Origin of the sequence: Stenotrophomonas sp. A3_2 (genome assembly GCF_036624925.1) — a bacterium.
In the GTDB taxonomy this organism is placed as follows: Bacteria; Pseudomonadota; Gammaproteobacteria; order Xanthomonadales; family Xanthomonadaceae; genus Stenotrophomonas; species Stenotrophomonas hibiscicola.
The window spans coordinates 22,040-45,911 of the sequence record NZ_JAZKVY010000380.1 but is presented as its reverse complement, the minus strand read 5'-3'; the positions used below and the strand labels follow the sequence as shown (position 1 = coordinate 45,911).

General features: G+C 63.7%; 23 protein-coding genes. 7 read left to right on the top strand and 16 right to left on the bottom strand.

All coding sequences use genetic code 11. From position 1 onward, the window contains the following. Positions 1-126: 126 nt before the first annotated feature. Positions 127-1,740 (top strand): PAS domain-containing sensor histidine kinase, encoded by a 1,614-nt coding sequence (locus R5H29_RS22400; protein ID WP_111098288.1) that lies wholly within the window; start codon positions 127-129, stop codon positions 1,738-1,740. Positions 1,741-1,800: 60 nt separating this feature from the next. Then, positions 1,801-3,174: a sigma-54 dependent transcriptional regulator gene (locus R5H29_RS22395; protein WP_021204206.1), complete on the top strand. Its 1,374-nt coding sequence runs from the start codon at positions 1,801-1,803 to the stop codon at positions 3,172-3,174. A 281-nt stretch (positions 3,175-3,455) separates the two neighbouring features. Here the strand turns inward: R5H29_RS22395 and pilB are convergent, their stop codons facing one another. From pilB to R5H29_RS22365, 6 genes are all read right to left on the bottom strand, one after another. Beyond that, positions 3,456-5,183 (bottom strand): type IV-A pilus assembly ATPase PilB, encoded by a 1,728-nt coding sequence (pilB, locus tag R5H29_RS22390; RefSeq protein ID WP_332329874.1) that lies wholly within the window; start codon positions 5,181-5,183, stop codon positions 3,456-3,458. A 116-nt stretch (positions 5,184-5,299) separates the two neighbouring features. Continuing rightward, the gene (galE, locus tag R5H29_RS22385) at positions 5,300-6,277 is read right to left on the bottom strand and encodes a UDP-glucose 4-epimerase GalE (RefSeq protein WP_332329887.1); all 978 of its coding nucleotides are present in this window, start codon (positions 6,275-6,277) and stop codon (positions 5,300-5,302) included. Between the two features lie 95 nt (positions 6,278-6,372). After that, complete coding sequence (locus R5H29_RS22380; protein WP_171953461.1) at positions 6,373-7,917, bottom strand: NAD(P)/FAD-dependent oxidoreductase; 1,545 nt, start codon at positions 7,915-7,917, stop codon at positions 6,373-6,375. Then, on the bottom strand, positions 7,914-8,378 hold the full coding sequence (locus R5H29_RS22375) for a GtrA family protein (protein ID WP_171953460.1): 465 nt from the start codon (positions 8,376-8,378) through the stop codon (positions 7,914-7,916). The genes R5H29_RS22380 and R5H29_RS22375 overlap by 4 nt, the downstream gene beginning before the upstream one ends. Continuing rightward, the gene (locus R5H29_RS22370; RefSeq protein ID WP_171953459.1) at positions 8,368-10,305 is read right to left on the bottom strand and encodes a hypothetical protein; all 1,938 of its coding nucleotides are present in this window, start codon (positions 10,303-10,305) and stop codon (positions 8,368-8,370) included. Before R5H29_RS22370 ends, R5H29_RS22375 begins: the two co-directional genes overlap by 11 nt. A gap of 114 nt (positions 10,306-10,419) precedes the next feature. Beyond that, positions 10,420-10,830 (bottom strand): pilin, encoded by a 411-nt coding sequence (locus tag R5H29_RS22365; protein ID WP_088479593.1) that lies wholly within the window; start codon positions 10,828-10,830, stop codon positions 10,420-10,422. Between the two features lie 360 nt (positions 10,831-11,190). Here R5H29_RS22365 and R5H29_RS22360 point away from each other — a divergent pair, with 360 nt between their 5' ends. The 3 genes from R5H29_RS22360 to coaE are packed head-to-tail and all read left to right on the top strand — an operon-like array spanning position 11,191 to position 13,945. Continuing rightward, complete coding sequence (locus R5H29_RS22360; protein WP_171953458.1) at positions 11,191-12,450, top strand: type II secretion system F family protein; 1,260 nt, start codon at positions 11,191-11,193, stop codon at positions 12,448-12,450. 8 nt (positions 12,451-12,458) lie between these two features. Beyond that, positions 12,459-13,322 (top strand): A24 family peptidase, encoded by an 864-nt coding sequence (locus tag R5H29_RS22355; protein WP_058981943.1) that lies wholly within the window; start codon positions 12,459-12,461, stop codon positions 13,320-13,322. A gap of 11 nt (positions 13,323-13,333) precedes the next feature. Continuing rightward, positions 13,334-13,945 carry a dephospho-CoA kinase gene (gene coaE, locus R5H29_RS22350; protein ID WP_155030019.1) on the top strand — a complete coding sequence of 204 codons (612 nt, stop codon included), beginning with the start codon at positions 13,334-13,336 and terminating at the stop codon, positions 13,943-13,945. Between the two features lie 190 nt (positions 13,946-14,135). Here the strand turns inward: coaE and R5H29_RS22345 are convergent, their stop codons facing one another. From R5H29_RS22345 to rimK, 6 genes are all read right to left on the bottom strand, one after another. Next, positions 14,136-14,522, bottom strand: coding sequence for a hypothetical protein (locus R5H29_RS22345; RefSeq protein WP_019660175.1), 387 nt, complete (start codon positions 14,520-14,522; stop codon positions 14,136-14,138). Between the two features lie 482 nt (positions 14,523-15,004). After that, positions 15,005-16,372 carry a HAMP domain-containing sensor histidine kinase gene (locus R5H29_RS22340; RefSeq protein WP_031269244.1) on the bottom strand — a complete coding sequence of 456 codons (1,368 nt, stop codon included), beginning with the start codon at positions 16,370-16,372 and terminating at the stop codon, positions 15,005-15,007. Next, entirely contained in the window at positions 16,335-17,012 is a 678-nt protein-coding gene (locus R5H29_RS22335) for a response regulator transcription factor (RefSeq protein ID WP_005410804.1), read from the bottom strand. The genes R5H29_RS22340 and R5H29_RS22335 overlap by 38 nt, the downstream gene beginning before the upstream one ends. Positions 17,013-17,020: 8 nt before the next feature. Then, positions 17,021-17,494: a hypothetical protein gene (locus R5H29_RS22330; RefSeq protein WP_019660177.1), complete on the bottom strand. Its 474-nt coding sequence runs from the start codon at positions 17,492-17,494 to the stop codon at positions 17,021-17,023. Positions 17,495-17,587: 93 nt separating this feature from the next. Beyond that, positions 17,588-18,064, bottom strand: a complete 477-nt coding sequence (locus R5H29_RS22325; protein ID WP_019660178.1) for a hypothetical protein — start codon at positions 18,062-18,064, stop codon at positions 17,588-17,590. Between the two features lie 243 nt (positions 18,065-18,307). Then, positions 18,308-19,186 (bottom strand): 30S ribosomal protein S6--L-glutamate ligase, encoded by an 879-nt coding sequence (gene rimK / locus R5H29_RS22320; protein WP_026347043.1) that lies wholly within the window; start codon positions 19,184-19,186, stop codon positions 18,308-18,310. Between the two features lie 165 nt (positions 19,187-19,351). Here rimK and R5H29_RS22315 point away from each other — a divergent pair, with 165 nt between their 5' ends. Then, a complete protein-coding gene (locus R5H29_RS22315) occupies positions 19,352-19,717 on the top strand; it encodes a hypothetical protein (protein WP_332329873.1) in 366 nt (121 codons plus the stop codon). A 92-nt stretch (positions 19,718-19,809) separates the two neighbouring features. Here the strand turns inward: R5H29_RS22315 and R5H29_RS22310 are convergent, their stop codons facing one another. Then, entirely contained in the window at positions 19,810-20,967 is a 1,158-nt protein-coding gene (locus R5H29_RS22310) for a hypothetical protein (RefSeq protein WP_253900972.1), read from the bottom strand. A gap of 115 nt (positions 20,968-21,082) precedes the next feature. On the opposite strand from R5H29_RS22310, the gene R5H29_RS22305 reads away from it, so the two are divergent. After that, on the top strand, positions 21,083-21,952 hold the full coding sequence (locus R5H29_RS22305; RefSeq protein WP_332329872.1) for a PoNe immunity protein domain-containing protein: 870 nt from the start codon (positions 21,083-21,085) through the stop codon (positions 21,950-21,952). A 388-nt stretch (positions 21,953-22,340) separates the two neighbouring features. Here the strand turns inward: R5H29_RS22305 and R5H29_RS22300 are convergent, their stop codons facing one another. The 3 genes from R5H29_RS22300 to R5H29_RS22295 form a co-directional block, all read right to left on the bottom strand. Then, positions 22,341-22,562, bottom strand: coding sequence for a DUF2188 domain-containing protein (locus R5H29_RS22300; RefSeq protein ID WP_010481480.1), 222 nt, complete (start codon positions 22,560-22,562; stop codon positions 22,341-22,343). A gap of 146 nt (positions 22,563-22,708) precedes the next feature. Further along, the gene (locus tag R5H29_RS23045) at positions 22,709-23,179 is read right to left on the bottom strand and encodes an ankyrin repeat domain-containing protein (RefSeq protein WP_099475868.1); all 471 of its coding nucleotides are present in this window, start codon (positions 23,177-23,179) and stop codon (positions 22,709-22,711) included. Continuing rightward, the gene (locus R5H29_RS22295; RefSeq protein ID WP_231298785.1) at positions 23,176-23,556 is read right to left on the bottom strand and encodes a conjugal transfer protein TraD; all 381 of its coding nucleotides are present in this window, start codon (positions 23,554-23,556) and stop codon (positions 23,176-23,178) included. The genes R5H29_RS23045 and R5H29_RS22295 overlap by 4 nt, the downstream gene beginning before the upstream one ends. Positions 23,557-23,872: the final 316 nt, after the last annotated feature.

The following is a 23,872-nucleotide window of genomic DNA, read 5'->3' as shown; positions in this document are numbered from 1 at the left end:
CCCTATACTGGCCCTCTCGAGCACGCTCGACACTACATCGACGCGACGTGCCCGCCCGGCCTCAGGGGATGCCAGGCAGGCCCGCCGCAGATTCCAGACCCAGGCAGCCAGAAGGGGAGTTCCGGCGTGTCACCCAGTGCTTCATTGATCGACCGCATCGAATCGATTCCGCGGCGTGAGCTGTACTTCTTCGCGCTGTACCGGGTGCTGATCGCCGCAGTCATCGCCGGCCTGCTCTACAGCCCCCTGTCCGGCATGGTCGGCGAGGCCCACCACCCGCGCCTGGCCGATACCGTTGCGGCCATCTATCTGGTGCTGTCGCTGCTGGCCCTGGCGATCGGCCGCAACGAACGCTGGCTGCGCCCCATCGTGGTCACCAGCGTGCTGGTGGATATCATCGCCGCCACCCTGCTGGCGCACGCCCTGCCCGGCGCCAGCGCCGGCATCTCGATGTCGCTGCTGTTCAACATCGCCGCGGCCGCCACCCTGCTGCCGCTGAGCTGGGGGCTGGGCCTGGCAGTCGCGGCCAGCCTGGCCACCGGTACCGAATACCTGTGGAAAGTGCTGGAAGGCGGCGATCCCACCCGCACGCTGGCCGAGCTGGCCATGTTCGCCACCAGCTACCTGGCGCTGGCCTTCATCAGCTACCAGGTGGGCAGCCGCGCACGCCGCAACCAGCAGCTGGCCAACCAGCGCGGCGACGAAGTAGCCAACCTGTTCCAGATCAACGAACTGATCATCCGCCGCATGCGCACTGGCGTGCTGGTGGTAGACGCCGACAACCGCATCACCCTGGCCAATGAAGCGGCCTCGATGCTGCTCGGTGACAATGACGGCATCGGTGAGACAGGACGCCTGGATCTGGCCAGTGCCGCGCCGGAACTGGCGCGCCGCCTGCAGCGCTGGCGCAACGGCTGGGCGCAGGACGAACTGCCGCTGCAGCTCAACCCCGACCAGCCGGAAGTGCAACCGCGCTTCGCCCGCCTGCTGGCGGGCAGCGAGCTGGCCCTGGTGTTCCTGGACGATTCCAGCGTGGTCTCGCGGCGCGCCGAATCGCTCACCCTGTCGGCCATGGGCCGCTTCTCCGCCAGCCTCGCCCATGAAATCCGCAACCCGCTGGCGGCGATCAACTATGCCGTGCAGCTGCTGGAAGAAGGCACCGGCTTCAACGAAAGCGACCGCCGCCTGCTGCAGATCATCCGCCAGCAATGCCAGCGCACCAATGGCATCGTCGAAAGCGTGCTGGGGCTGGCACGGCGCGAACGCGCCACGCCCGAGAACGTCGACCTGGTCGCCTTCGTGCGCCGCTTCGTGCTGGAGTACAAACAAGGCCAGACGCTGGAAACCGACAGCATCGAACCGATCATCAGCGGTACGGCGGTGATGGCGCAGGTCGATACCAAGCACCTGTACCAGGTGCTCACCGTACTGGTGCACAACGCATTGAAGTACGGCCGCATCGGCCAGCAGCCGGCGCGGGTGCGCCTGCGCGTGGCCCAGCACGAGCGCAGCGCGGTGATCGACGTGATGGACCGTGGCCCGGGCATTCCCGAGAGCGTGGCCGCACAGCTGTTCCGTCCGTTCTTCACCACCTCCGAGCACGGCACCGGGCTGGGCCTGTATATCGCCCGCGAGTTGTGCCGGGCCAACCAGGCACGCCTGGACTACATTCCCGTGCCCGCCGGCGGCTCCTGCTTCCGCCTGGTGCTGCCCGGCCCCCACACGCTGCTGCCCACCTGATTGCAGATCTGTGCGTCAAACATTTGTCGCTTCCAGCCCCCTCGTTTATCTTTCACGCCCATGAACGAAACCCGCAGCGCCCTCGTCGTCGACGATGAACGCGACATCCGCGAACTGCTGGTACTGACCCTTGGCCGCATGGGCCTGCGCATCAGTACCGCCGCCAACCTGGCCGAAGCACGCGAGCTGCTGGCCAGCAATCCGTACGATCTGTGCATCACCGACATGCGGCTTCCGGATGGCAACGGTATCGAGCTGGTCAGCGAGATCGCCCAGCACTACCCGCGCACGCCGGTGGCGATGATCACCGCGTTCGGCAGCATGGACCTGGCCGTGGAAGCGCTGAAGGCCGGTGCCTTCGACTTCGTCAGCAAGCCGGTGGACATCTCGGTACTGCGTGGCCTGGTCAAGCACGCGCTGGAACTCAACAACAGCGAACGCCCTGCGCCCGGCCCCGCCACCGAACAGGCAGCACGCCTGCTCGGCGCTTCGCCGGCCATGGACGTACTGCGCACCACCATCAGCAAGGTCGCGCGCAGCCAGGCGCCGGTCTACATCCTCGGTGAATCCGGGGTTGGCAAGGAACTGGTTGCTCGCACCATCCACGCCCAGGGCGCGCGCGCGGCCGGGCCGTTCGTGCCGGTCAACTGCGGCGCCATTCCCGGCGAGCTGATGGAAAGCGAATTCTTCGGTCACCGCAAAGGCAGCTTCAGCGGCGCGCATGCCGACAAGCCCGGCCTGTTCCAGGCCGCGCACGGCGGCACCCTGTTCCTGGACGAAGTGGCCGAGCTGCCGCTGCAGATGCAGGTGAAACTGCTGCGCGCCATCCAGGAAAAGTCGGTGCGCGCGGTCGGTGCGGCCAACGAAGAGCCGGTGGACGTACGCATCCTATCGGCCACCCACAAGGACCTGGCCGAGCTGGTCGAGGACGGGCGCTTCCGCCACGATCTGTACTACCGCATCAACGTGATCGAGTTGAAGGTGCCGCCACTGCGCGAGCGCCGCCAGGACCTGCCGGAACTGGCCGCTGCCGTGTTGGCGCGGCTGGCCCGCAGCCACGGCCGCGCCACCCCGCTGCTGGCGCCGTCGGCGCTGGAAGCGCTGGCCCACTATGCGTTCCCGGGCAATGTGCGCGAGCTGGAGAACATTCTGGAACGCGCGCTGGCACTGGCCGAAGAAGACCGCATCGGTGCCGACGACCTGCGCCTGCCGCAGCACGCCCCGCGTGCGCCGGGCAGTGCCGCGCCCGCCGAAGCCGTGGCCGACCTGCAGCCCGGCAGCGCCGCCCTGCCCTCGTACATCGAGCAGCTGGAGCGCAGCGCCATCCAGCGCGCGCTGGAAGAGAACCGCTGGAACAAGACCCGCACGGCTGCGCAGTTGGGGATTACCTTCCGCGCGCTGCGCTACAAACTGAAGAAGCTGGGGATGGAGTAGAGCCGAGCCCATGCCCGGCTGCGCGGTGGTCGGGACCGCGCCATCCACGCACGGCGTGGAACTACTATGGGATCCGTGGCCGATCATCCACGCATGGCGTGGATCTACTGTAGAGCCGAGCCCACGCTCGGCTGCTCTCGGGACCGCGCCATCCACGCATGGCGTGGAACTACTATGGGATCCGTGGCCGATCATCCGCGCATGGCGTGGATCTACTGTAGAGCCGAGCCCACGCTCGGCTGCTCTTCGGTACCTCAGCCGAGCATGGGCTCGGCTCTACCTCAATCCTTGGTAACGCGATTGATCTCCGCCAGGCTGGTGATCCCGGCCGCAGCTTTCATCAACGCAGACTGCCGCAGGTCGTTCACCCCGATCTGCTGCGCCGCCTCTGCAATCTGCAGTGCATTGCCACCGGCCAGCACGATGGTGGCGATCTCATCGGTCATCGGCATCACCTGATAGATACCCGTTCGGCCCTTGTAGCCCTCGGTACACTCATCGCAGCCCACCGCCTCATACAACTGGATGCCCGCATCCAGCTGCGCCTGGGTGAAGCCCTCGGCCAGCAGTGCGTGCTCCGGCAGGTTCGCCGGGCGCTTGCAGTTCGGGCACAACCGGCGTGCCAGGCGCTGCGCGATCACCAGCGTCACCGAGCTGGTGATGTTGTACGGCGCGATGCCCATGTTCATCAGACGCGCGATGGTCTGCGGCGCGTCGTTGGTATGCAGCGTGGACAGCACCATGTGGCCGGTCTGCGCCGCCTTGATCGCAATCTCGGCCGTCTCCAGGTCGCGGATTTCGCCGACCATGATGATGTCCGGATCCTGTCGCAGGAACGAGCGCAGCGCCGCAGCGAACGTCATGCCACGCTTGTTGTTCTGCTGCACCTGGTTGACGCCGGGCAGGCGGATTTCCACCGGGTCTTCGGCGGTGGAAATGTTGCGCGTCTCGTCGTTGAGGATGCCCAGCGCGGTATACAGCGAAACGGTCTTGCCCGAACCGGTGGGGCCGGTCACCAGCACCATGCCGTAAGGCTTGTGGATCGCATCCAGGAACAGCTTCTGCTGGTCCGGCTCGTAGCCCAGTTTGTCGATGCCCAGCTTGGCCGCGCTGCCATCCAGGATACGCAGCACCACCTTTTCACCGAACAGGGTCGGCAGCGTGCTGACGCGGAAATCGATCTGCTTGGTCTTGGACAGGTTGAGCTTGATGCGCCCGTCCTGCGGCACGCGCTTTTCGGCGATGTCCAGCTGCGCCATCACCTTCAGGCGCGCGGCAATGCGCTGGTTCAACTTAACCGGCGCGCGCGCCACCATCTTCAGCAGGCCGTCGATGCGCAGGCGCACGCGGTAATCGTCTTCGTAGGGCTCGAAGTGGATATCCGAGGCGCCCTTGCGGATCGCGTCGACCAGCACCTTGTTGACGAACTTCACTACCGGGGTGTCGTCGCCCTTGGCGTCGATGCCGGCGTCGGTGCCCGCGCCTTCGTCGTCGCCCAGGCCGACATCGAGGTTGGCCATGCCCTCGTCGTCGCCGCCCAGCGCGTCGCCGATGGTGTCATGGCTGGCGTGCCACTGTTCCAGCGTGCGGCGGATCTGGTCCTCATCGACCAGGATCGGCTCCACCACCAGGTTGGTATGGAACTTGATCTCGTCCAGCGCATGGGTCGGATTGCTGGTACCCACGAACAGCTTGCCGCCGCGTTTGAACAGCGGCAGCACGTTGTGCTTGCGCAGCAGCTCCTCGCTGACCAGGCTCATCGCGTTCTGGCTGGCATCGAAGGTGGACACGTCGAACAAGGGCATGCCGAACTCGACCGAGTTGGCGGCGGCAAGCTGCGAAGCACTGACCAGCTTGTTCTGCGCGAACCACGTCGGCAGCGGCTGGCGGGCCGCCGTGGCCTTGGCCATGGCGTCTCGGGCGGAAGCCTCGTCCAGGGCACCGTCCTGGACCAGGCGGCGGGCCAGGCCGGTGATGCCGACGAGGTTGGGGGTGGTGACTGCGCTCATACGCTTCCTCTACTGACCCAAGACGGCCGCCATGGCGGCCATAGTGTTGTCTACAGGGGTGACATATTAACCGCGCACCCCGTGTGAACGCTTGTCCAGACACCCACATTCCGCTTTCAGAACGGCTGCTCCCGATGCCAATCCCAGGCGCTTTTGATGATGGCGACCAGGTCCTGCCAACTTCGCTCCCATCCCAGCTCCCGTTGCGCCTTGGCGCTGGAGGCCACCAGCCGGGCTGGATCCCCGGCCCGACGGCCGACGACCTCGAAAGGTACTGCGCGCCCGACCACCTGCGCGGCGGCCTCAACGATATCCATGACTGAGTAGCCCTGCTCACTGCCCAGATTGAAGTCATGGGTTCCAGGACTCCGCTCCATCAGGTTCATCGCCAAGCCGTGGGCACGCGCGAGATCCTGCACATGTACGTAGTCCCGTACACAGGTTCCGTCAGGTGTGGGGTAGTCCGCACCAAATACCTTCAGCGGAGGCGCCTGTCCGGCGGCGGCCCTGAGCACGTTCGGAATCAGATGAGTCTCACAGGCATGCGCTTCACCTATGCCGTGTTCAGGAAGAGCGCCAGCAGCATTGAAGTAGCGAAGAACTACCGACGACAAGCCATACGCTTCCCAAGCGTCTGCAAGCATCCGCTCAACCATCAACTTGCTGGCACCATAGGGATTGATCGGCTGCATCGGCTGCTGTTCGTCAACTAGGGAAGCCGATGACGGCCCGAACACAGCGGCCGTGGATGAAAAGACCACCTTGCCTATATCCCGGTACCGCAGCTGCGCCAGCAGATTCAGAGTTCCGGCCACATTGTTCCGATAGGTGGAAAATGGATCGGCGACGGAAGACGCAACCAACGAACTCGCAGCGAAATGCATCACCACGTCATAACGCCGCCCGCTGAACGCACGCTCCAGCGAAGACTCGTCAAGCAGATCTGCCTGGATCAACTCTCCCCATTTCACTGCCTGCCGGTGACCGGTGGACAGGTTGTCCAACACGGTTACGGCATGACCCTGTTCGGCCAGCCACTGTGACATGTGGCTACCGATGTAACCCGCCCCTCCACAAACAAGGACGTTCCACATCTGCATGACTCCACGTCAGATCGAATACCGCACCTGGCGACCGTCCTCCCCAATCCCGGCAAGTGCCGGGAAGGAGGCCTGAGGGCAGCTTGGGCTCAGGCCTTGGCCTCTTCGTGGTACTCATCGTCCACATTGATTGACCACAGCCGACTCTTGTCCACGTTACCGGACAGGATCTGATCGGCAGCCTCTTTGGCTGTCAGCATCGAGTGATCCTGATTGTTGTAACGGTGCATCCCATTGCGCCCCACCAGGAACAGGTTCTGCACCTGATCCAACGCGGACCGCAATCGATCGAACTGGGCGTAGGCTTCACCAAAGTAGCCCGGATAGGCTTTGGGTACTCGGATCACAACCGCATCCTGCGCACGCTCGGCGGTGACCAGGCCGATCTGGAGCATCTCGCGCTGGGCCAGTGCCTGAAGGTCTGCATCACCCATGTTCCACAGCGGATCAGTCTCACGGCAAAAGAACTCAAGCCCCATCCATACTTTCGATGCGTCGCGAACCATGTACGGGCTCCAATTGTTGAAGACCTGTACACGCCCTACGTTCACACCCGGCTCTTGAATGTAGATCCAGTTGTCGCCCAATGCCCGAGGAAGATCGGACGCATCGTAAAGCAGGCCGACGGTGATGAAATCACGGTACTGCAGCCCATCCGCAATCATTGCCACATCTTCGGGCCAGCTTGTCCGCGATGCGGATACAAGCTCACGCACGGGCATGGTCGAGACCACGTGCGAGCACTCGAGCTTGAAGGCTTCGCCTGTCCCGGACTGTACGGTGACGCTGTGCACTTGGTCATCGCCCACTTCCAGTCCGACGGCACGATGCTTCATCAGCAATGTGCCGCCACGCGCGACGAACTGCTGAGCAGCTGTTTCCCACATCTCACCGGGGCCATGCTTCGGATACAGGAAGTTCTCGATCAACGAAGTCTGTTCAGCCTTCCCGTTCAAGCCCAGCGCGCTTCGCGCAGCATGCAGCACCGCCTTGGTGATCGACAGGCTTTTGATGCGTTGCGCGCCCCACTCTGCACTGATCTGGTTGCAGGGCACACCCCAGACCTTCTCGGTGTACTCTTTGAAGAACTGGCGATAAAGACGCTGCCCGAAGCGGTTGACGAGAAAGTCTTCAAGACTCACTTCCGGCTCAATCTTGCTGACCTGCGAGCGCAGATAGCTGAAACCGAACAATACGGACTTGCCCACACCCAGGTTGCGGAAACTGTCCGCATTCAACTTCAACGGGTAAGAGAAAAAGCGCCGATTGAAATAGATGCGCGACAGGCGATTGCGCACCAGCATCGCAGTCGGCAGCGAGCCATCTGCCACAGGCGCCCCCGTTGGCAAGCCCTCACGCGCCTGGCCATGGTAGCGAAGGTTCAACGGAACGTCGCCTGTGTGTTCGATGGGCATCAGGTTGGCCCACCACTGCATCACCCAGTCCGATTTGGAAAAGAACCGGTGCCCGCCAATATCGATGCGGTTGCCATTGTGGTTAACAGTGCGTGAGATGCCACCCACGCAGTCATCCGCCTCCAGCACCGTCACCTTTACACCCGGCTGCCCAACCAGCTCCAACGCGGCGGTCAAGCCCGCCGGACCCGCACCGATGATTACAACATGCTTGCTCATGCCACCTCCCCGATGGCCCGTTCGCGCCCCCGCGACCGGAAAAGAATCAACTTGCGCAATGCGAAGTTCGACGTGAACGAGAACCCGACCGCAACCAGCCTGGCAATGCTCCCCGGCATACCAAGCCACTCAATGCAGACCCACATGACGCCTTGGACAACCAGCAGACCGAAGCAACCGATCAGCACGAATATGGCCAATTCCGCCGAAGCAGAGCTGACCACGCGCCGAGCAAACACCCAGCGAACGCTGATCAAATAGGCCACCACACTTCCTGCGAGAAAGCCGCCTGCAGCGGCGTAGTACCAACCGCCCCACCACCACGAGAACAAAGCAAAAGTACCAAGGTCCACGCACAACGCAACGGCCGATGCCATCAGATAGCGTGTGCCTTCGGCAACGATTGCGAAGCGAGATTGCATGTACTGCAGCAAGCCTCGAGCGGCACGATCAGGCTTCATTCAAACCCTCCGGAGCGAGAAGCCGATTCTCACTTTCTGGAATTCCCTGCCCGGCCCAGTCACTGCATCGGTAGAGATAGAACGTGCCCAGCGGCGTCCCGCTGTCTGGATGCCGCGGCGTCCAGCTTCCCAGTACATGCTCCTGCTGCCGGAACGGCAGAACGAAATAGTCCGGCGCTGGCACGTCCCTGTAGGGCGAGCACATGTATTGCAGGCCTGGCTTTCCGATCCAACAGGCATGCGGGTCCTTGTTGACGGCGTTGACCATGTCACAGATCTCGCCTTGGCTGTTGACCGGCCCGACCTGGAGCTGACGCTGGATGCCCTGCATAGATGTGCCGCGATTGAACATCTGCCCTGACAGTTGGAAGATGCTGAAGTAATTGGCGCGATTGAGCACCAGCCACGGCCCTAGCGGTGAAGGTTCGGTTGCATACCAGTACACGCTTGCATCGCGCGGCAATGCGACACCAAACACGTTGGTGCCAGGGGATCCCTCCATTACCCGCGTCCACGGACTTCTGGAGTCCCAGAGCAAGAACGAGCCCACCAGCCCAACAATACTCAAAGCTCCGAGCAGCGCTCCCCATCGAGGGCCACGCCCATAAAGCCAGACCAGACCGAAACTCAGCGCTCCGGCAAACAAGGGATAGCCCAAGATCACGACGTCTTGGCGAACTCGCTCGAAATCACCCCCAAACACCTCGAACACCAGCCAAGCACGCATCTGATAGCGGAATGTGGCCGCGACAATAACCGCAACTAAGCCTACCAATACGATGGCCCTAGTTGGCGCACTCACTTTGCGTGTCACATGCGGCCACAGAATGTGAAGTGGGATGAGACCGAGCACCGCCCAGGGAAGCGTAATACGCGAGATGCTCGCGCCCGTCAGCGCAATAGCCACCAAAAGCACCACGGGCACCCATTCACGAGGCGTACGTTGCCACTGCTCCCAGACTAGATAGGGAATACCTGCCATTGCGAGCCAATGCACAAGCCACAGCACCCGCCAAGACTGCAGGCCAACGGGCAATACTAGCTGCAGCAAATCTGCAAGCACAGCGCTGAACGTCATGCCGATAGCAAACGCGGCCAAAGCAGCGGCACAGAACTGCGCGAGCAGGCTGTCGGCTTGCGCACGCCGGCTTAGCAGGTAGAGGAAGTAGAAATCAGCTAGGACAATGCACCAGTCCCTGGGCTCCCATGTACCCAGATAGATCTGGCCACTAGACATGTAGATGAGTTCCCACCAGTCATAGTCAATCGCTATCACCAAGCCTGCAAAGGGCCCGACACGAAATGCCGCGAGGGCAATGACGGGAATTAGCGCCAACAGCGACCAAAGCCAGCGGCGGTCGTGCAGGACCAGCCAGCACCATGCCAGCAGCACTGCGGCAAACCCCTGCAGCGGATGAAGAATGCCGGCTGCGCCGAGCACCAAGATGCCAGCCATGTGCTTGCGCCGCACCAGAAACCCCAGTCCGAAAAGCGCCATCGCCTCTGCATAGGGACGCGACGTAAGGAAGGGCTCTGCATACGCAAAAATGCTGTAGGCGCCATAGCGTGTCGGCATCACGATGAGTGCCAACAATGACGGCCAGCGCCAAGCTGGGGGGAACAGCGCGCGAATCAGATACCAGCTGGCGCCGTAGAATGCGATGCGTCCAAGCAGGCTCAGGACGAGAAAAAGGTCGCCAGGTTGGAAGTGACGTAGCAAGGACGCCAGCAACTGCGGGAACAGGGTGAAGTCGGCCTGGCTGCCGGCAACGAAGAACAAGTCACGGTTGAAGATATCCGGGTCGAGCAGACGCAATGCCTGCGCCAGATACAAGGTGGCATCATGGCGTATTCCCGTATATGGCCGCAGATAGATAACAAGCGCCAGCGCAAAGCACCATGGCGCAAGCCTGCGCAGTGTCGACATCCCCACAACGCGTCCCCAATATTCCCCATGAAAAGCAAACCCCGCTTTATGCGGGGCTGCTTCTGGACCGCTACAATACTGTGTAGTGTGCTAGCAAAAGCCAGCAGACGACAGTTACTGGCAGCTACCCGGACGGTACTTAGCCGGGATCGAACCGCCACAGGTCCAGCCCACGGTGCCATTGGTCGAGTTCAGCGAGGCGGTCAGGGTGATGGTCGAGGTATCGACGCCAGCACCAATGCCCTGCGCGGTTGCGGTGATGACCGAACCGTTCCAGCCGACGCTGCTCACGTACTTCGACGACTGGGCCTCGAAGCCACTCCAACCACTGCCCGGCAGCGAGTTGTTCGACGACGCGTATTCAGCAACGGCAGTGCGCAGGGCCGAAGCGGCCAGCACGACTTCCGAGACCTTCGACTTCTTGGTGTAATCGGAGTACGCCGGCAGCGCGATAGCGGCCAGGATAGCGATGATCGCGACGACGATCATCAGTTCAATCAGGGTGAAGCCCTTCTGGTTCTTCATGGTGGTACATCCCCAAGATAAGTGGTGGTTGATGTCGGGGAGGCTGCCGGCCGGCCAGATGACCGGATGAGCAGGCTGCCCGTCCCCGCGGGTGGATCAACGCAGGTTACGTGCCAAACTGCCATGGCAGCGTCTCCCCGATTTCCCCGCGCCAATGATGGCAGCAATTTCGCGGATGGGAACCCCCCTGAGACCAATCTGCGATGGACGCGGCAATGTGACGCGGTACGTCACCTTTCGTCTCGTCAGGTCGAAAACCCTGCGCGGCGTCACGCCAGCAGGCTCCCCGGACGCCCCTGAACCCGCTACCATCGCTGGTCAGGATGCCCGCCTGGGGATGGCGGGCCTTGGGGAGCCAACATGTCTGTCAGTCGCAGTGCGATCAAGAAAGAGCCCGTGGCGCGTAGCACCATGGAGCTGCAGCCGTTTGTCTGGGAGGGGACCGACAAGCGGGGAATCAAGATGAAAGGCGAGCAGTTGGCGAAGAACGCCAATCTGGTGCGCGCCGAACTGCGCAAGCAGGGGATCAATCCCGGCCAGGTCAAGCCTAAGCCGAAGCCGCTGTTCGGCGCAGCCGGCAAGGCGGTGAATGCCAAGGACATTGCATTCTTCAGCCGGCAGATGGCCACGATGATGAAGTCCGGCGTGCCGATCGTTTCGGCACTGGAGATCATTGCCAGCGGGCACAAGAACCCGCGCATGAAGAAAATGGTGGATGGAATCCGGGCTGACATCGAGGGCGGCTCTTCGCTGAACGAGGCGATCAGCCGTCATCCTGTCCAGTTCGACGAGCTCTACCGCAATCTGGTTCGCGCAGGTGAAAGCGCCGGTGTTCTGGAAACGGTGCTGGACACCATCGCCTCCTATAAGGAGAACATCGAAGCGCTGAAGGGCAAGATCAAGAAGGCCCTGTTCTACCCCGCCATGATTCTAGTGGTGGCCTTCCTGGTCAGTACGATCCTGCTCGTATGGGTCGTTCCCCAATTCGAAGAAGTGTTCACTAGCTTCGGTGCCGACCTTCCGGCCTTCACCAAGATGGTCGTAGGACTATCTCGATTCATGGTTAGCTGGTGGCTGCCTATCGTGATCGTGATCGTCGTTGCGGTCGTTGGAACGATCATGGCCTACAAGCGATCGCCAAAGATGCAGCATGGCTTGGATCGGGCCATTCTGAAGGTACCGGTGATCGGGCAGATCATGCACAACAGTGCCATCGCCCGCTTTGCCCGTACCACGGCAGTGACGTTCAAGGCCGGTGTTCCCTTGGTGGAGGCGCTGGGCATTGTGGCCGGCGCGACCGGCAACAAGGTCTACGAGGAGTCCGTGTTGCGCATGCGCGATGACGTCTCGGTCGGCTACCCGGTCAACATGGCCATGAAGCAGCTGAACCTGTTCCCGCACATGGTCATCCAGATGACCGGCATCGGCGAAGAAGCGGGCGCCCTGGACGCCATGCTGTTCAAGGTGGCTGAATACTACGAGCAGGAAGTGAACAATGCCGTGGATGCCTTGAGCAGCCTGCTGGAACCGATGATCATGGTGTTCATTGGTACCATTGTCGGTGGCTTGGTCATCGCGATGTACCTGCCCATCTTCAAACTCGGCGCCGTCGTCGGCTAAAGGTATCAATGGCATTTCTCGACCAGCACCCCGGCCTCGGCTACCCCGCCGCGGCCGCCCTGGGACTGCTGCTGGGCAGTTTCCTGAACGTGGTCATCCTGCGCCTGCCCAAGCGGCTGGAGTGGCAGTGGAAGCGCGATGCGCGCGAAGTCCTGGAGGAACCGGACTTCTATGAGCCACCCCCACCGGGGATCGTGGTGGAGCCCTCGCACTGCCCGCACTGCAAGCACAAGCTGAGCTGGTACGAGAACATCCCGCTGTTCAGCTGGATCATCCAGGGCGGCAAGTGCCGCCACTGCAAGGCGCCGATCTCGCTGCAGTACCCGCTGGTGGAGGCGCTGACCTCGGTGCTGGTGCTGGCTTGCGTCTGGCAGTTCGGCTTCGGCTGGCAGGGCTTCGGCGCCATCGTGCTGACCTGCTTCCTGATCGCCCTGTCCGGCATCGACCTGCGCACCCAGCTGCTGCCCGATCAGTTGACCCTGCCACTGATGTGGCTGGGCCTGATAGGCAACATCGACAACCTGTACATGCCGGCAAAGCCTGCATTGGTCGGCGCGGCGGTGGGCTACCTGTCGCTGTGGATGGTCTGGTGGCTGTTCAAGCAGCTGACCGGCAAGGAAGGCATGGGCCACGGTGATTTCAAGCTGCTGGCCGCGCTCGGCGCCTGGTGCGGGCTGAAGGGCATCCTGCCGATCATCCTGCTGTCGTCGGTGCTGGGCGCCATCATCGGCTCGATCTGGCTGTACAGCCGGGGCCGTGACCGCGCCACGCCCATTCCCTTCGGGCCGTATCTGGCCATCGCCGGCTGGCTGTACTTCATGTGGGGCGCACCGCTGGTGGATCAGTACCTGGTGATGAGCGGGCTGCGCTGAGGGGAGTCCCCATGAGCCGCTATGTGGTTGGCCTGACCGGGGGCATCGCTTCCGGCAAGACCGAAGTGACCCGGCGCTTCGAGGCGCTGGGCATTGTGGTGGCCGATGCCGATCTGGCCGCACGGGCCGTGGTGGCCGCCGGCAGCCCGGCGCTGGCCCGCATCGCCGAGCGCTTCGGCGCCGACATGCTGCTGGCCGATGGCAGCCTGGACCGGGCCCGCCTGCGCGCTCACGTGTTCGCCGACCCGGCCGAACGGACGGCGCTGGAAGCGATCACCCACCCGGCCATCCGCCTGCTGATGCAGCAGCAGTGCGAGCAGGCTGAGAGCCCCTATGCGGTTGCCGCCATTCCGCTGCTGACCGAGGTGGGCGGGCGGAAGGCCTACCCATGGCTGGACCGGGTGTTGCTGGTGGATGCGCCCGAAGCCGTGCAGCACGCCCGGCTGATGCAGCGCGATGGTATCGACGCGGCGCTGGCCGACCGGATGATTGCTGCCCAGGCCAGCCGCGCGCAGCGGTTGGCGCTGGCCGATGACGTGGTGGTCAATGATGGGCAGCCGGAGGACCTGCAGGTGCAGGTGGAACAGCTGCATGCGCGGTATCTGGGGTTGGCCGGGGGTTGAGGCCGGGTTGCCGGCCAGCGGCCCGCGCTACCGAAGTGCATCCACGCATGGCATGGATCTGGGGATCTGCTGTAGAGCCCACGCCCCCCGCGGGGGGGAACCACAATCCCGACCACCGCAGCGCGCTCCCAAACACCCCGACCAGCGCCTCGGCTCTACAAAACGCTCTGCATCCACGCGTGGCGTGGATCTACTCCAGCTGCAGGCGGGCGTAGCGGGCCAATTCGCGGGCGCCGAGCAGCAGGCCGTCGACGACATCGGGATTGAGCTGCTGGCGGGCACCGCCCTGCTCCCGCGCGATTTCGGCGGCGTGCAGTAGCTGGATCAGGGTGTTCAGACCGGCAAGCGTGCGGCTGAGGCCGGCCATCGTGGCGGCCTGCGCCGGGCTGGCCCCCTGCACGTCCAGCCGCTGGCCGTCGGCGGCGTCGCGGCCATCCATGCGCGCCAGCAGGGCGGGCAGCAGGTCCTTGGGGTCATCCAGCAGCACTTCGACACGCTCGGCGACGTCGGCAGGCAGCAGGTGGGCCGCATCGCCGATCAGGGCGTGCAGCTGGGGGAACAGCGGGCGGGTGGACATGGTGGAGCTCCTCGCAGTCGGCAGGCCACCTGCAGATGCAAGGTGGCGGACGGTGCGGGTTGGCGTACCGGACAACTCCCAGATGGATGGAAACTCCGGCGGATTCCCGGGAATCCCCACGCACCGCCCGCCATGAAGCGGGCACAGTGCATTGTCCGCGATGCCGCGCGAGGCATCGGAAGCTTTCCATCTAACAGTTGATTTCAGGACGCCAATCCCGGCCAAGGCACCTGCCCCGGCCAGGTCATCAGGCCATCGCCGCACGCGGCGATCTGTAAGGAAATTCTCAAGTGCGGCGCGGGCTTGCCAATGCGTGCACTGGAACACGCGCGGGGCGCGGCAGCGATCACAGTGGTGTCGCGTTGGGCCTGATGCCTGATCATCGCGCGAGGGTAATTCAGTGGCACAAGCGACACAGAGCGCGATGCAAGGTCGGCAGGGTCCGTGCCGACCAAGGTCGGCACCCACCAAAGCAGGGGCCCTTACAACGGCTTCGGCGAGAACGTCAGGGTGGCGATCACGCCACGCTCGCCACCGGGGCGCACGCTCACCTGCCAGCCGTACAGATCACACAGGCGGCTGACGATCGACAAGCCGATGCCGCCGCCCTGCGAATGGCCAGCATGCGTGCCGCGGTAGCCACGCTGGAACAGCTTGGCGGCATCTTCCTCGCTCAGGCCCGGGCCACTGTCGGTCACCGAGACCGAATTGGCGCCGACGAACACGCGCACCTCGCCGTCCTGCGAGTACTTCACCGCATTGCCGATCAGGTTGCCCAGTGCCACCGACAGCGCCGCCTCGGGCGCGTCGATCACCAGGTTGCGCTCACCTTCGAGCACCAGCTCCAGCGGCTTGCCGCCCAGCTGCGCACGGTGCGCGTCCAGCAGCTGCTCGGCCACGCGGGCGACGTTGCTGGTGCCCTGCCCACGCTCATTGCGCGACAGCAGCAACAACGCGCCGATCAGATCGCTGCACTGCTGTTCGGCACGCTGGATGCGCTGCAGGCGCTGCAGCACCTTTTCGTCCAGGCCGGGCCGGGTCAGCAGCAGCTCGGTGGCACCCCGGATCACCGCCAGCGGCGTGCGCAGCTCATGGCTGACGTCGGCATTGAACTCACGGTCGCGCTGCACAACTTCGGTCAGCCGCGAGGAATAGTCGTCCAGTGCCTGTGCCAGCTGCCCCACTTCGTCATCGGGGAAACGCGGCGCCAGCGGCTCAGGGTCACTGGTACCACCACGGTAGGCGCGCAACCGTGCGGCCAGGTCCGATACCGGCTTCATCACCTTCGAGGCCGACCACCAGCCCAGCACAAGTGACAGCAGGCTGAACACCAGCACCGACAGCACCAGCGCGCGGTTGAGCTGCTTGCCGCCGCGCACGCTGTCGGTCATGTCATAGGCGAGGAAGAACCAGGCGTCCGGCGTCTTGCGCACGGCCAGCTTGTAGGAGTACGGCTCGCCGTGCTCATCACCGCTGACGCTGTGGATGCCATCGGAGAAGCCCGCCCACTGCGCGCGTTCTTCGCGCACCCGGTCGAACTTGTCCTTCGAATAGGCATAAGCCCTGATCTGCAGCACCGGTGCATCCGGGTTATGCCCGGGGTGCTCGTAATAGCGGCGCGCATACTCGTCGATGTTGCGGTTCATCAGCTCTTCCACCAGCTGGTTTTCCACGCGCAGGCGGGCCCAGTTGGTGGCGAACGCGAACAGCGTTGTCAGGCAGAAGCCCAACAACACGAACGAAACGATGATGCGGCTGCGCAGGCGCCGCCGATACGGCGTGCGCCGGCGCTCCCCCTTGCTTGCCACCGAATCAGGCTTCCGGGGTGGCGATGCGGTATCCGATGCCATGGCGGGTCTGGATCAGCGGCACTTCAAACGGCTTGTCGACCACCGCACGCAGGCCGTGGATGTGCACGCGCAGGGAATCCGAATCGGGCAGTTCTTCGCCCCACACGCGGGTTTCCAGTTCTTGGCGGGTCACCACGGCCGGGGCCGCTTCCATCAGCGCCTGCAGGATCTTCAGTGCAGTCGGGTTGAGCTGCAGCAGCTTGCCCTGGCGGCGCACTTCCAGCGTATCCAGGTTGTATTCCAGATCGCCGGTTTCCAGCACGCGGGTCTGCACGCCCTTGCCGCGTCGCGACAGGGCGTTCAGACGCACTTCCACTTCCTGCAGCGCGAACGGCTTGATCAGGTAGTCGTCCGCGCCGGAATCGAAGCCGGCCAGCTTGTTGTCCAGCGAGTCGCGGGCGGTGAGCATCAGTACCGGGGTCTGCTTGCGCGCTTCGTTGCGCAGCTTGCGGCAGACCTCGATGCCGTCCATGCCTGGCAGGTTGAGATCCAGCACGATCGCGTCGAACTCGTGCACCACGGCCAGATGCAGACCGGTAACCCCGTCAGCCGCGAAGTCCACGGTGTGGCCCCGGTCCTCCAGGTAGTCGCCCAGGTTGGCCGCAATGTCGCTGTTGTCTTCGATTACCAGGATTCTCACTGTCACCTCTAATTGACGAATTTGCCGACGCGCTGGGCCTGGCCCATATCACGCTGTGCCTTGTCCTTCCGTCGCGCGCGCTCGGCTACGGTCGTGCACTGCGTCGTGGACCGGTTCGAACCCGTGGCCTTTTCACGTTGGCATATTAGACGACTATCTTCACGGGCCTGTGTCAAAACCGTGTTCACGATCTGCTGGTCGTTGAAGACATCGGTTCGTACCTGTTCAGGCATGGAATCGCGGTCGGGATGCTGCTCGACGGCCGTACGCATGCGCACCAGCGCCTCGCGCACGCGGCTGCGGTCGGCCTGTTTCAGCTCGCTGTAGGTCTCGCCATCGTTGAGTTCGATTTCGATGCGCTCGATCTGCTGCTGCAGCGGCTTGCCCGGAATAAAGACCTCACCGGCCTGGTTGGATGCGGAGGCGGCGGTGGCCAGGGTCAGGCCCGAGACCAGGACCGCCGACATCAGGAGGGACTTCATGACAAACGAATCCTTGTTTGAGTTGAGGGTTGACTGTATTCGCACCGCCTTCACGCGAGCAAGTGCCGGTCGCTCGGGCGGCAATCGGCCCGGCTAGCGGTTACTGGGAGGCGTGAGATTGTTGAAGGTGCGCTGGTCGTTGAGCAGGGCCTTGCCCTTTTCCTCGATCCGGCGGCGCTCGGCCACCGTCAGGCAGCGGCTCTTGGGCATGTTGCTGCCCGTGGTGCGGGTGTGCTGGCAGATCTGGCGGCTGTCTTCGTGGGCGCGGACAAGAACGGTGTTGATCCGCTCCTGGTCGTTGAAGACCTCTGCCTGGACCTGCGGCGGGAGCTCCTGAAGCGTGCTGTGGTCCCCCATGCGCTGGGTGATGCGCGCCAGGGCCTGCTGCACCTGGGCGCGGTCGTCAGCGGAAATCTCGCTGTACTCGCCGTCATCAAGGGCCCTTTCAACCCGCCGGACCTGCTCGGCCACCGGTGCCTGCCCGTCCATCTGTATGGCGGTCTTCTCCGGCTTGGCGGAGACAGTGCCAGACAACCCCAGCAACAACGCGATCATCGTGATGCGGTACATCGCCAGCCTCCGGATCCATCCAGGAACGATGGCCACTCTACGGCCGTCACGCGGCCTCCACAAGGGACTTCCGGCAGGTATAAAAAAGACCCAGGCGGTGGCCCGCCTGGGTCTGAAGTCGTATCCCGATACCGATCCTGCTGAGAGGCAGAGCTGCGGTTCGCTGAAGGCTACGCCGGCGCCGATTAAAGGCATGTTAAAGCCGGCCTCATTTGCCCATGAGAATCTCAAAATATTGATTTGTCATGGCTTTTTCAGCTTCTCGACGTGCTCGATGATGCGCGTGGCCACATCTACCCCGCAGGCGGCTTCGATCCCCTCCAGCCCCGGCGTGGAGTTGACCTCCAGCACCAGCGGGCCGCGCGCGGAGCGGATCAGGTCCACCCCGCACACCGACAGGCCCAGCGCCTTGGCCGAACGCACCGCCACCTGCTGTTCGGCGCGGCTGGCCTTGGCCGCCACCGCAGTGCCACCGGCATGCAGGTTGGAGCGGAAGTCGCCTTCCGGCGCCTGGCGTTGCATCGAGGCCACCACCTGGTCGCCCACCACGAAGCAGCGCAGGTCGGCGCCCTTGGCCTCACCGATGAACTCCTGCATCAGGAAATTGGCATACAGCCCGCGCAGGGCCTCGACGATACCGCGCGATGCGCTGGCCTTTTCGGTGAGGATCACGCCCCGCCCCTGGGTGCCCTCGTTGAGCTTCACCACGTGGGGCGGCGGGCCGAGCATGGACAACAGGTCGACGGTGTCATCCGGGTTGTCACCGAACACGGTGACAGGCATGTCGATGCCCTTGGCGGCCAGCAGCTGGTGCGCACGCAGTTTGTCGCGCGAACGCAGGATCGCGTCGGAGGGGTTTGGGGTGCGTGCGCCCATCAGCTCGAACTGCCGCAGCACGGCGGTGCCATAGCGGGTGATCGAGGCACCGATGCGCGGGATGACCATGTCCACGCCGGTCATCGGCCGGCCCTTGTAGTGCATCGAAAAACCATCGGCGGCGATGCGCATGTAGCAGCGCAGCGGGTCGAGGATGCGAACGGTATGGCCACGCGTGCGTGCCGCCTCGACCAGCCGGCGGGTGGAATACAGGGAACTGTTGCGGGACAGGATGGCGAGCTTCATCGCGGCAGGATCGGGCGGCAGGCGCGCAGCATAGCGCGGGCGTGTGGCGGGTGGATGATGCCCCGCAGGCCACCGCATCTGCATGCCTGCTGGGGCTGTGCGAATATGCCGTTGCCGGCTGATGGACATAAACGGCCGGCTTGCACAATCCAAGGAGAACCACAGATGCGAATGGGAATTCCGCTGTTGTTGCTGTTTGGCCTGGTGGGAGGCGCCGCAGACGTACGGGCTGCGCCGACCCACGCAGTCTCCCGGCTCTACTTCGATGCCAACAACACCCTGATCGGCCAGGGCCTGCGCTACTGCACGGGCAAGACACAGCACCAAGGCGTTGCCTCACACGCCAACACCCGCTGGATCGATGTTTCCTACGCCTGCCAGGGCGACTCGACCGACGTGTCCTACGGCAGCTGGGTGCCTGCGCAACTGCGGCAGGACTTCTGCACGCTGTATGACGCCTGCACATCACTGATGCCGTGGCCGGAACCCAGCCTGCCCGGCATCCTTGGCAACGGCTTCTACTCAGACTGACAGCCGATAGCCGCCGCACCGTCTCCGGCGATGACCGCACCGTCGCTGGGGACATCCTCATGGCTCATCCAAGGGATGCCTGCAGCCGCTGATCAGCGCGGGGGCAGGCGCAGCGAGAAGTGCCCATCGCGGACACGCACGGCCAGCGCGGTTTCCCGCCATTCCACAGGCAGGGCGAGCGCCGTGTGTGGCGTGGGGATGCGTGTGATCGCGTCGAACGTCCAGTGTTCCTCATAGGCTTCGCAGCGAAGCGAACCGTCATCGCCGGCCTCGATCACATCGATCCAGGCACCACTGCGGGCCTTGCCGCTGCCGCCCGTCGCACGGCGGCCAATGGCCTGCCAACACCCCTGCCAGTGGACGAGCCATACGCCCTCGATGGGACGCAGATCCCCATCAAGCACGCTGCCCGCCACCGCCACGCACCGTCCGGACGGGCTGGTGATCACCGTTTCCAGATCGCAGGCGTGACGGTCACTGGGCTCGCCATCAAGACAGAGCGCGTACGGGCAGATGCGCGCGAACAGCGTCGGATGCGCGGTCAGGCGCAGATCGTCGGGCAGCAGCGGTATGGCCTGCAGCACCCGGGCATCCGGCAGGACATGCCGCAATGCCTGCGGCAACCCGGCGGCCAGCGCGGGATGCTCCGGTTCCAGCCATAGACCCCGGCAGGGCCGCAGCGTGGTCGATCGACAGGGGATATCCCGCAACCACATTGCGGCTTCGGCATCCCCGCCAAGCTGCCGGCGCTCGTGCAGTTCCTGCCAGAACAGGCTGGGAACAATCGCCTGCAGGTGCATCACCCGCTTGTCCGCTTCGTCGTAGACGATCACCGCTTCGCTGCGATCAACATAGCCACTGGCCACACGCAGCCCGCTTCCCGCCAGCGTCTGCCACTCGCCACTGGCGTCGTGGCGGCCTCCAGTGGATACGCCCTCGACAATGGCTCCATCGCGCAGCATCTGGGTGCTGTAGGCCGGACCCCCCATGCCCAGTTCGCCCCAATCCAACAGGACATCATGCGTGGGCGGCCGGGTAGCAAAGGGCAGCGTCGCCCGCGAGCGCAGCAGTGCGCCGCCTACGGTATCGCCGACCAGATCAAGGCGCTGCAGCACACCACCCACTGCAAGGCACGCGGCCAGGGCGACAACCACGCCCAGCGGCGACCACCAGGCCACGCAGATGGCGACCAGGACCAGGAACGGCAGCCACTGGGTGAAACGGCGGAGGGCGATTCGATCAACGGTCATGCGGGCATGGTGACTGCGATTGCGCACCATTCAAACCTTCAACGCGGTGCCAGGCAATGGGGGTCGAACCGGCATTGCCGCTAGACTTTCCCTGATGATGGAACCGATGACTGCCGTGAACCGCCGGAATCTGCTGCTGGACGTACTACCGCGATGGAGAGCACTGGCCAAGGATCCGGGAGTACCGCGCCGCATGCTTCGCCTGCCGGACTGGCAGGCAGACTGGAACGCGGGCATGGCCCTGCTTGCGCGTCATGCGCGCAATGGCGGTGACCCTGCGGAGGAACCGCTGCAGGGGCATGCGGCGCTGGAACATGCGTACGGCTGGGAAGCGGTTGCCCAGACCGGCAGCAACCTGCTGCTGAAAGGCATCGACCGTGGATTCGCCCCCACGGCATTGCAGCAGATGCATGCCGACGTTGCAGAACTCTGGCTCGAGCATGCACGTTTGCTGGCCATTGCCCGGAACAGCCTGCAACAGCAGGGCCACGACATCGCGCTGGCCGCGCCGTTGCAACCGCGCACAACGCAGCACTACGAGTACGCCCTGCAGCTGTTGTCACTGGGCGTGCTGCTGGATGCGCAGGACCGTCTTCCAGCGTTGGTGGAGAAGGTGCTCTGCTTCGACACCGACCGCGTGCTGGACTACCTCAGCGCACCGGCACTGGGCCTTGCCGAAGCCAGCGATGCGATATTCCATCCGCGCCCGTTCGCCGAGCTGTTCGCGCCGTTGCGCGACGGTGAAGCGTTCGTTCCATCCCTGCTGACCGGCTACCTGCAGGTGCACTACCGTGACTTCTTTCTACTGTCGCCCCAGGCTCAGAAGCGGACCCGACGGCTGACCGGACCGCATGCATGGGGTTACTGGGCGCTGGAGGTAGCAGCGCTGGTGGTGCTGTATGGCGGCGACGATGCAGCGCTGCGCACCTGCCCGCACTATCCTTCCGACCTGGTGGACTTCGCCCGGCCGCAAGCGGGCGCATAAGCCACTCGAGCTATGGTTCGAAGGGGCCACAGCCCAACACTGAGAAGGAGATTGCGGCGCTGCTGCCACACGCTCGAGCTGGGTGTGGTGCATCGAGTACGCCGCGTCTGCCGGGGGTGAATACCCTGGAGACATGGAGCGGGCGATGGGAATCGAACCCAAATCCACCTAACCGACTGTCCCATAAGAAAATCCCCGGAACATTCGACTAAAAAAACGATACCTCAAACGATACCTGGAAGCCTAACAGGCTTGCAGAAGGGCCAGCAAGCAGCGGGGCAATGCGTCCCACTTGCTCCCACTGCTGGGGATGGCTCGGGTGCGCATTGCCCCGTCGGCAAACCAAGCTCCAGCAAAAGACAAGGCCGCCAAACGGCGGCCTTGTTGATCAACCCTTGGGAGGATTTGGGTCGTTCCCGTAACTGTCCTTGTCCCGGATAAGGCCCTGACGGTCGTGGATCACCACTTCGCTGCGCTGGTTGATGGCGATCTCACGCGCATGCTGCCTTGCCTCTTCCTGGGTCCGGTGGTGAGAGGTATCGCGCGAGTTGCCTTCGCCACGCACCGCCCAGCCATCCGGCCGCTTCACCACGTGCTGATTCTTGCCCATTTCGACCTCGACAATGGTTTTGGGCGACGACCGCCCAAACCCATGATCTTGTGTAAAAATTACAAAATCAACACCAGATATAGTTAATTCACAAAGAAACACGCCAATTCACTCCGCAGCCGCGGATGTCGCAAACGCGTCTCAATTCACGCCGAGAGGAAAGCCTTCAAAGCTCGCGGGTAAGCCAGACCGAACGGCGTCTCGTGTCGGCAATTCGGGGCGTTTGGCTCAGCGCCTGCGGCAAGGAGCGTCGCACACGTGGCGGCAGGGTCACGCCGTTCCCACGCATCCAGAAACCTAGTGGCGTGAACGGACGTCCAGGGGCGCCCATCGGCCAGCGCGGCCAGAGCCGCCGCGGCGGGTCCGGAAGACCCAAAGTGATCTGAGCGTGCTGCCAAGTGAAGCGGGGTCTGGGCATGGCGATCACGTGCATTCGGGGAAGCACCGGCCAGCAACAGCGCGGACACTGCCTCAACGTTTCCCAGATGGGCGGCGAAGTGGAGCGGTGTCTGACCGTGGCGATCGCGCGGATCAGGAAAGATGGTCGCGGCCAGTGCAGCGTTGAGCGCGGCAACATCGCCCATGACCACGGCCTCGTGTAATGGCGTCCAAGTCATGATTGCCCTGCCCTTCGAGTGGCAGCCCTCGCCTCCAAATGGGCGATGCCTTTCTCGCGCAGGGCATTTCGTCGGGTCGGTTGTAGCAACAGCTGCTCGCTCACAACCAACAATCCTCCGACAACTTCTGCCGGATCCCAACTGTCCACCCCGGCAGCGATTACCAGACCACCCAGTTCGATCTTCCGGTGGGCATCGGCACGGCGATCCGCTTCGCGTTGCTTCAGTTCTGCACGCCGGCGCTTGCGTTGCTCTTCGCGTTCGACGAGCAGCAGCTTGGCTTGCTCCTTGGCCAGCGCTCCGACCATCCGCTCCAACTTCAGCTTCTGCTTTTCAACGTTTCCCACAGCACGCTTGCTCTTGCTTCGTTGATCCATGCAACCAGAAATGGCGCGGAGCGCAAGGGGGGGCCTGCCCCATCATGGATGCGAGCGGTTAGCGAGCATCGCTTTTGCTCTTGGCTAAAAAGTTGACAGTTCTGACGTGCATGTAACCCTGAGAAGGGGGCCCGGCGAGCGGCAGCGAGCGGCCCGGTTCTATGCAGTTGGCAGGGGGCGATTTCGCCCCCAACAACCCAGCAATAGCGCACTTATGGTTTTGCTTCGCAAAACCGTGCGGTCAGGGCTTCGCCCCGACACCCGAACGCCACGCCTTGCGCGTCGCCTTCTCCCCAATCCTCGCCCCCATAGGGGG

Bases quoted from the DNA above. Each gene is read 5' to 3' on its own strand.
- R5H29_RS22310 (WP_253900972.1), bottom strand. From the start codon at position 20,967: ATGACCGTTGATCGAATCGCCCTCCGCCGTTTCACCCAGTGGCTGCCG.
- R5H29_RS22375 (WP_171953460.1), bottom strand. From the start codon at position 8,378: ATGAAGCCTGATCGTGCCGCTCGAGGCTTGCTGCAGTACATGCAATCT.
- pilB (WP_332329874.1), bottom strand. From the start codon at position 5,183: ATGAGCGCAGTCACCACCCCCAACCTCGTCGGCATCACCGGCCTGGCC.
- R5H29_RS22365 (WP_088479593.1), bottom strand. From the start codon at position 10,830: ATGAAGAACCAGAAGGGCTTCACCCTGATTGAACTGATGATCGTCGTC.
- coaE (WP_155030019.1), top strand. From the start codon at position 13,334: ATGAGCCGCTATGTGGTTGGCCTGACCGGGGGCATCGCTTCCGGCAAG.
- R5H29_RS22360 (WP_171953458.1), top strand. From the start codon at position 11,191: ATGTCTGTCAGTCGCAGTGCGATCAAGAAAGAGCCCGTGGCGCGTAGC.
- rimK (WP_026347043.1), bottom strand. From the start codon at position 19,186: ATGAAGCTCGCCATCCTGTCCCGCAACAGTTCCCTGTATTCCACCCGC.
- R5H29_RS22380 (WP_171953461.1), bottom strand. From the start codon at position 7,917: ATGAGCAAGCATGTTGTAATCATCGGTGCGGGTCCGGCGGGCTTGACC.
- R5H29_RS22300 (WP_010481480.1), bottom strand. From the start codon at position 22,562: ATGGGCAAGAATCAGCACGTGGTGAAGCGGCCGGATGGCTGGGCGGTG.
- R5H29_RS23045 (WP_099475868.1), bottom strand. From the start codon at position 23,179: ATGACTTGGACGCCATTACACGAGGCCGTGGTCATGGGCGATGTTGCC.
- galE (WP_332329887.1), bottom strand. From the start codon at position 6,277: ATGTGGAACGTCCTTGTTTGTGGAGGGGCGGGTTACATCGGTAGCCAC.
- R5H29_RS22315 (WP_332329873.1), top strand. From the start codon at position 19,352: ATGCGAATGGGAATTCCGCTGTTGTTGCTGTTTGGCCTGGTGGGAGGC.
- R5H29_RS22395 (WP_021204206.1), top strand. From the start codon at position 1,801: ATGAACGAAACCCGCAGCGCCCTCGTCGTCGACGATGAACGCGACATC.
- R5H29_RS22325 (WP_019660178.1), bottom strand. From the start codon at position 18,064: ATGTACCGCATCACGATGATCGCGTTGTTGCTGGGGTTGTCTGGCACT.
- R5H29_RS22370 (WP_171953459.1), bottom strand. From the start codon at position 10,305: ATGTCGACACTGCGCAGGCTTGCGCCATGGTGCTTTGCGCTGGCGCTT.
- R5H29_RS22330 (WP_019660177.1), bottom strand. From the start codon at position 17,494: ATGAAGTCCCTCCTGATGTCGGCGGTCCTGGTCTCGGGCCTGACCCTG.
- R5H29_RS22345 (WP_019660175.1), bottom strand. From the start codon at position 14,522: ATGTCCACCCGCCCGCTGTTCCCCCAGCTGCACGCCCTGATCGGCGAT.
- R5H29_RS22355 (WP_058981943.1), top strand. From the start codon at position 12,459: ATGGCATTTCTCGACCAGCACCCCGGCCTCGGCTACCCCGCCGCGGCC.
- R5H29_RS22340 (WP_031269244.1), bottom strand. From the start codon at position 16,372: ATGGCATCGGATACCGCATCGCCACCCCGGAAGCCTGATTCGGTGGCA.
- R5H29_RS22295 (WP_231298785.1), bottom strand. From the start codon at position 23,556: ATGGATCAACGAAGCAAGAGCAAGCGTGCTGTGGGAAACGTTGAAAAG.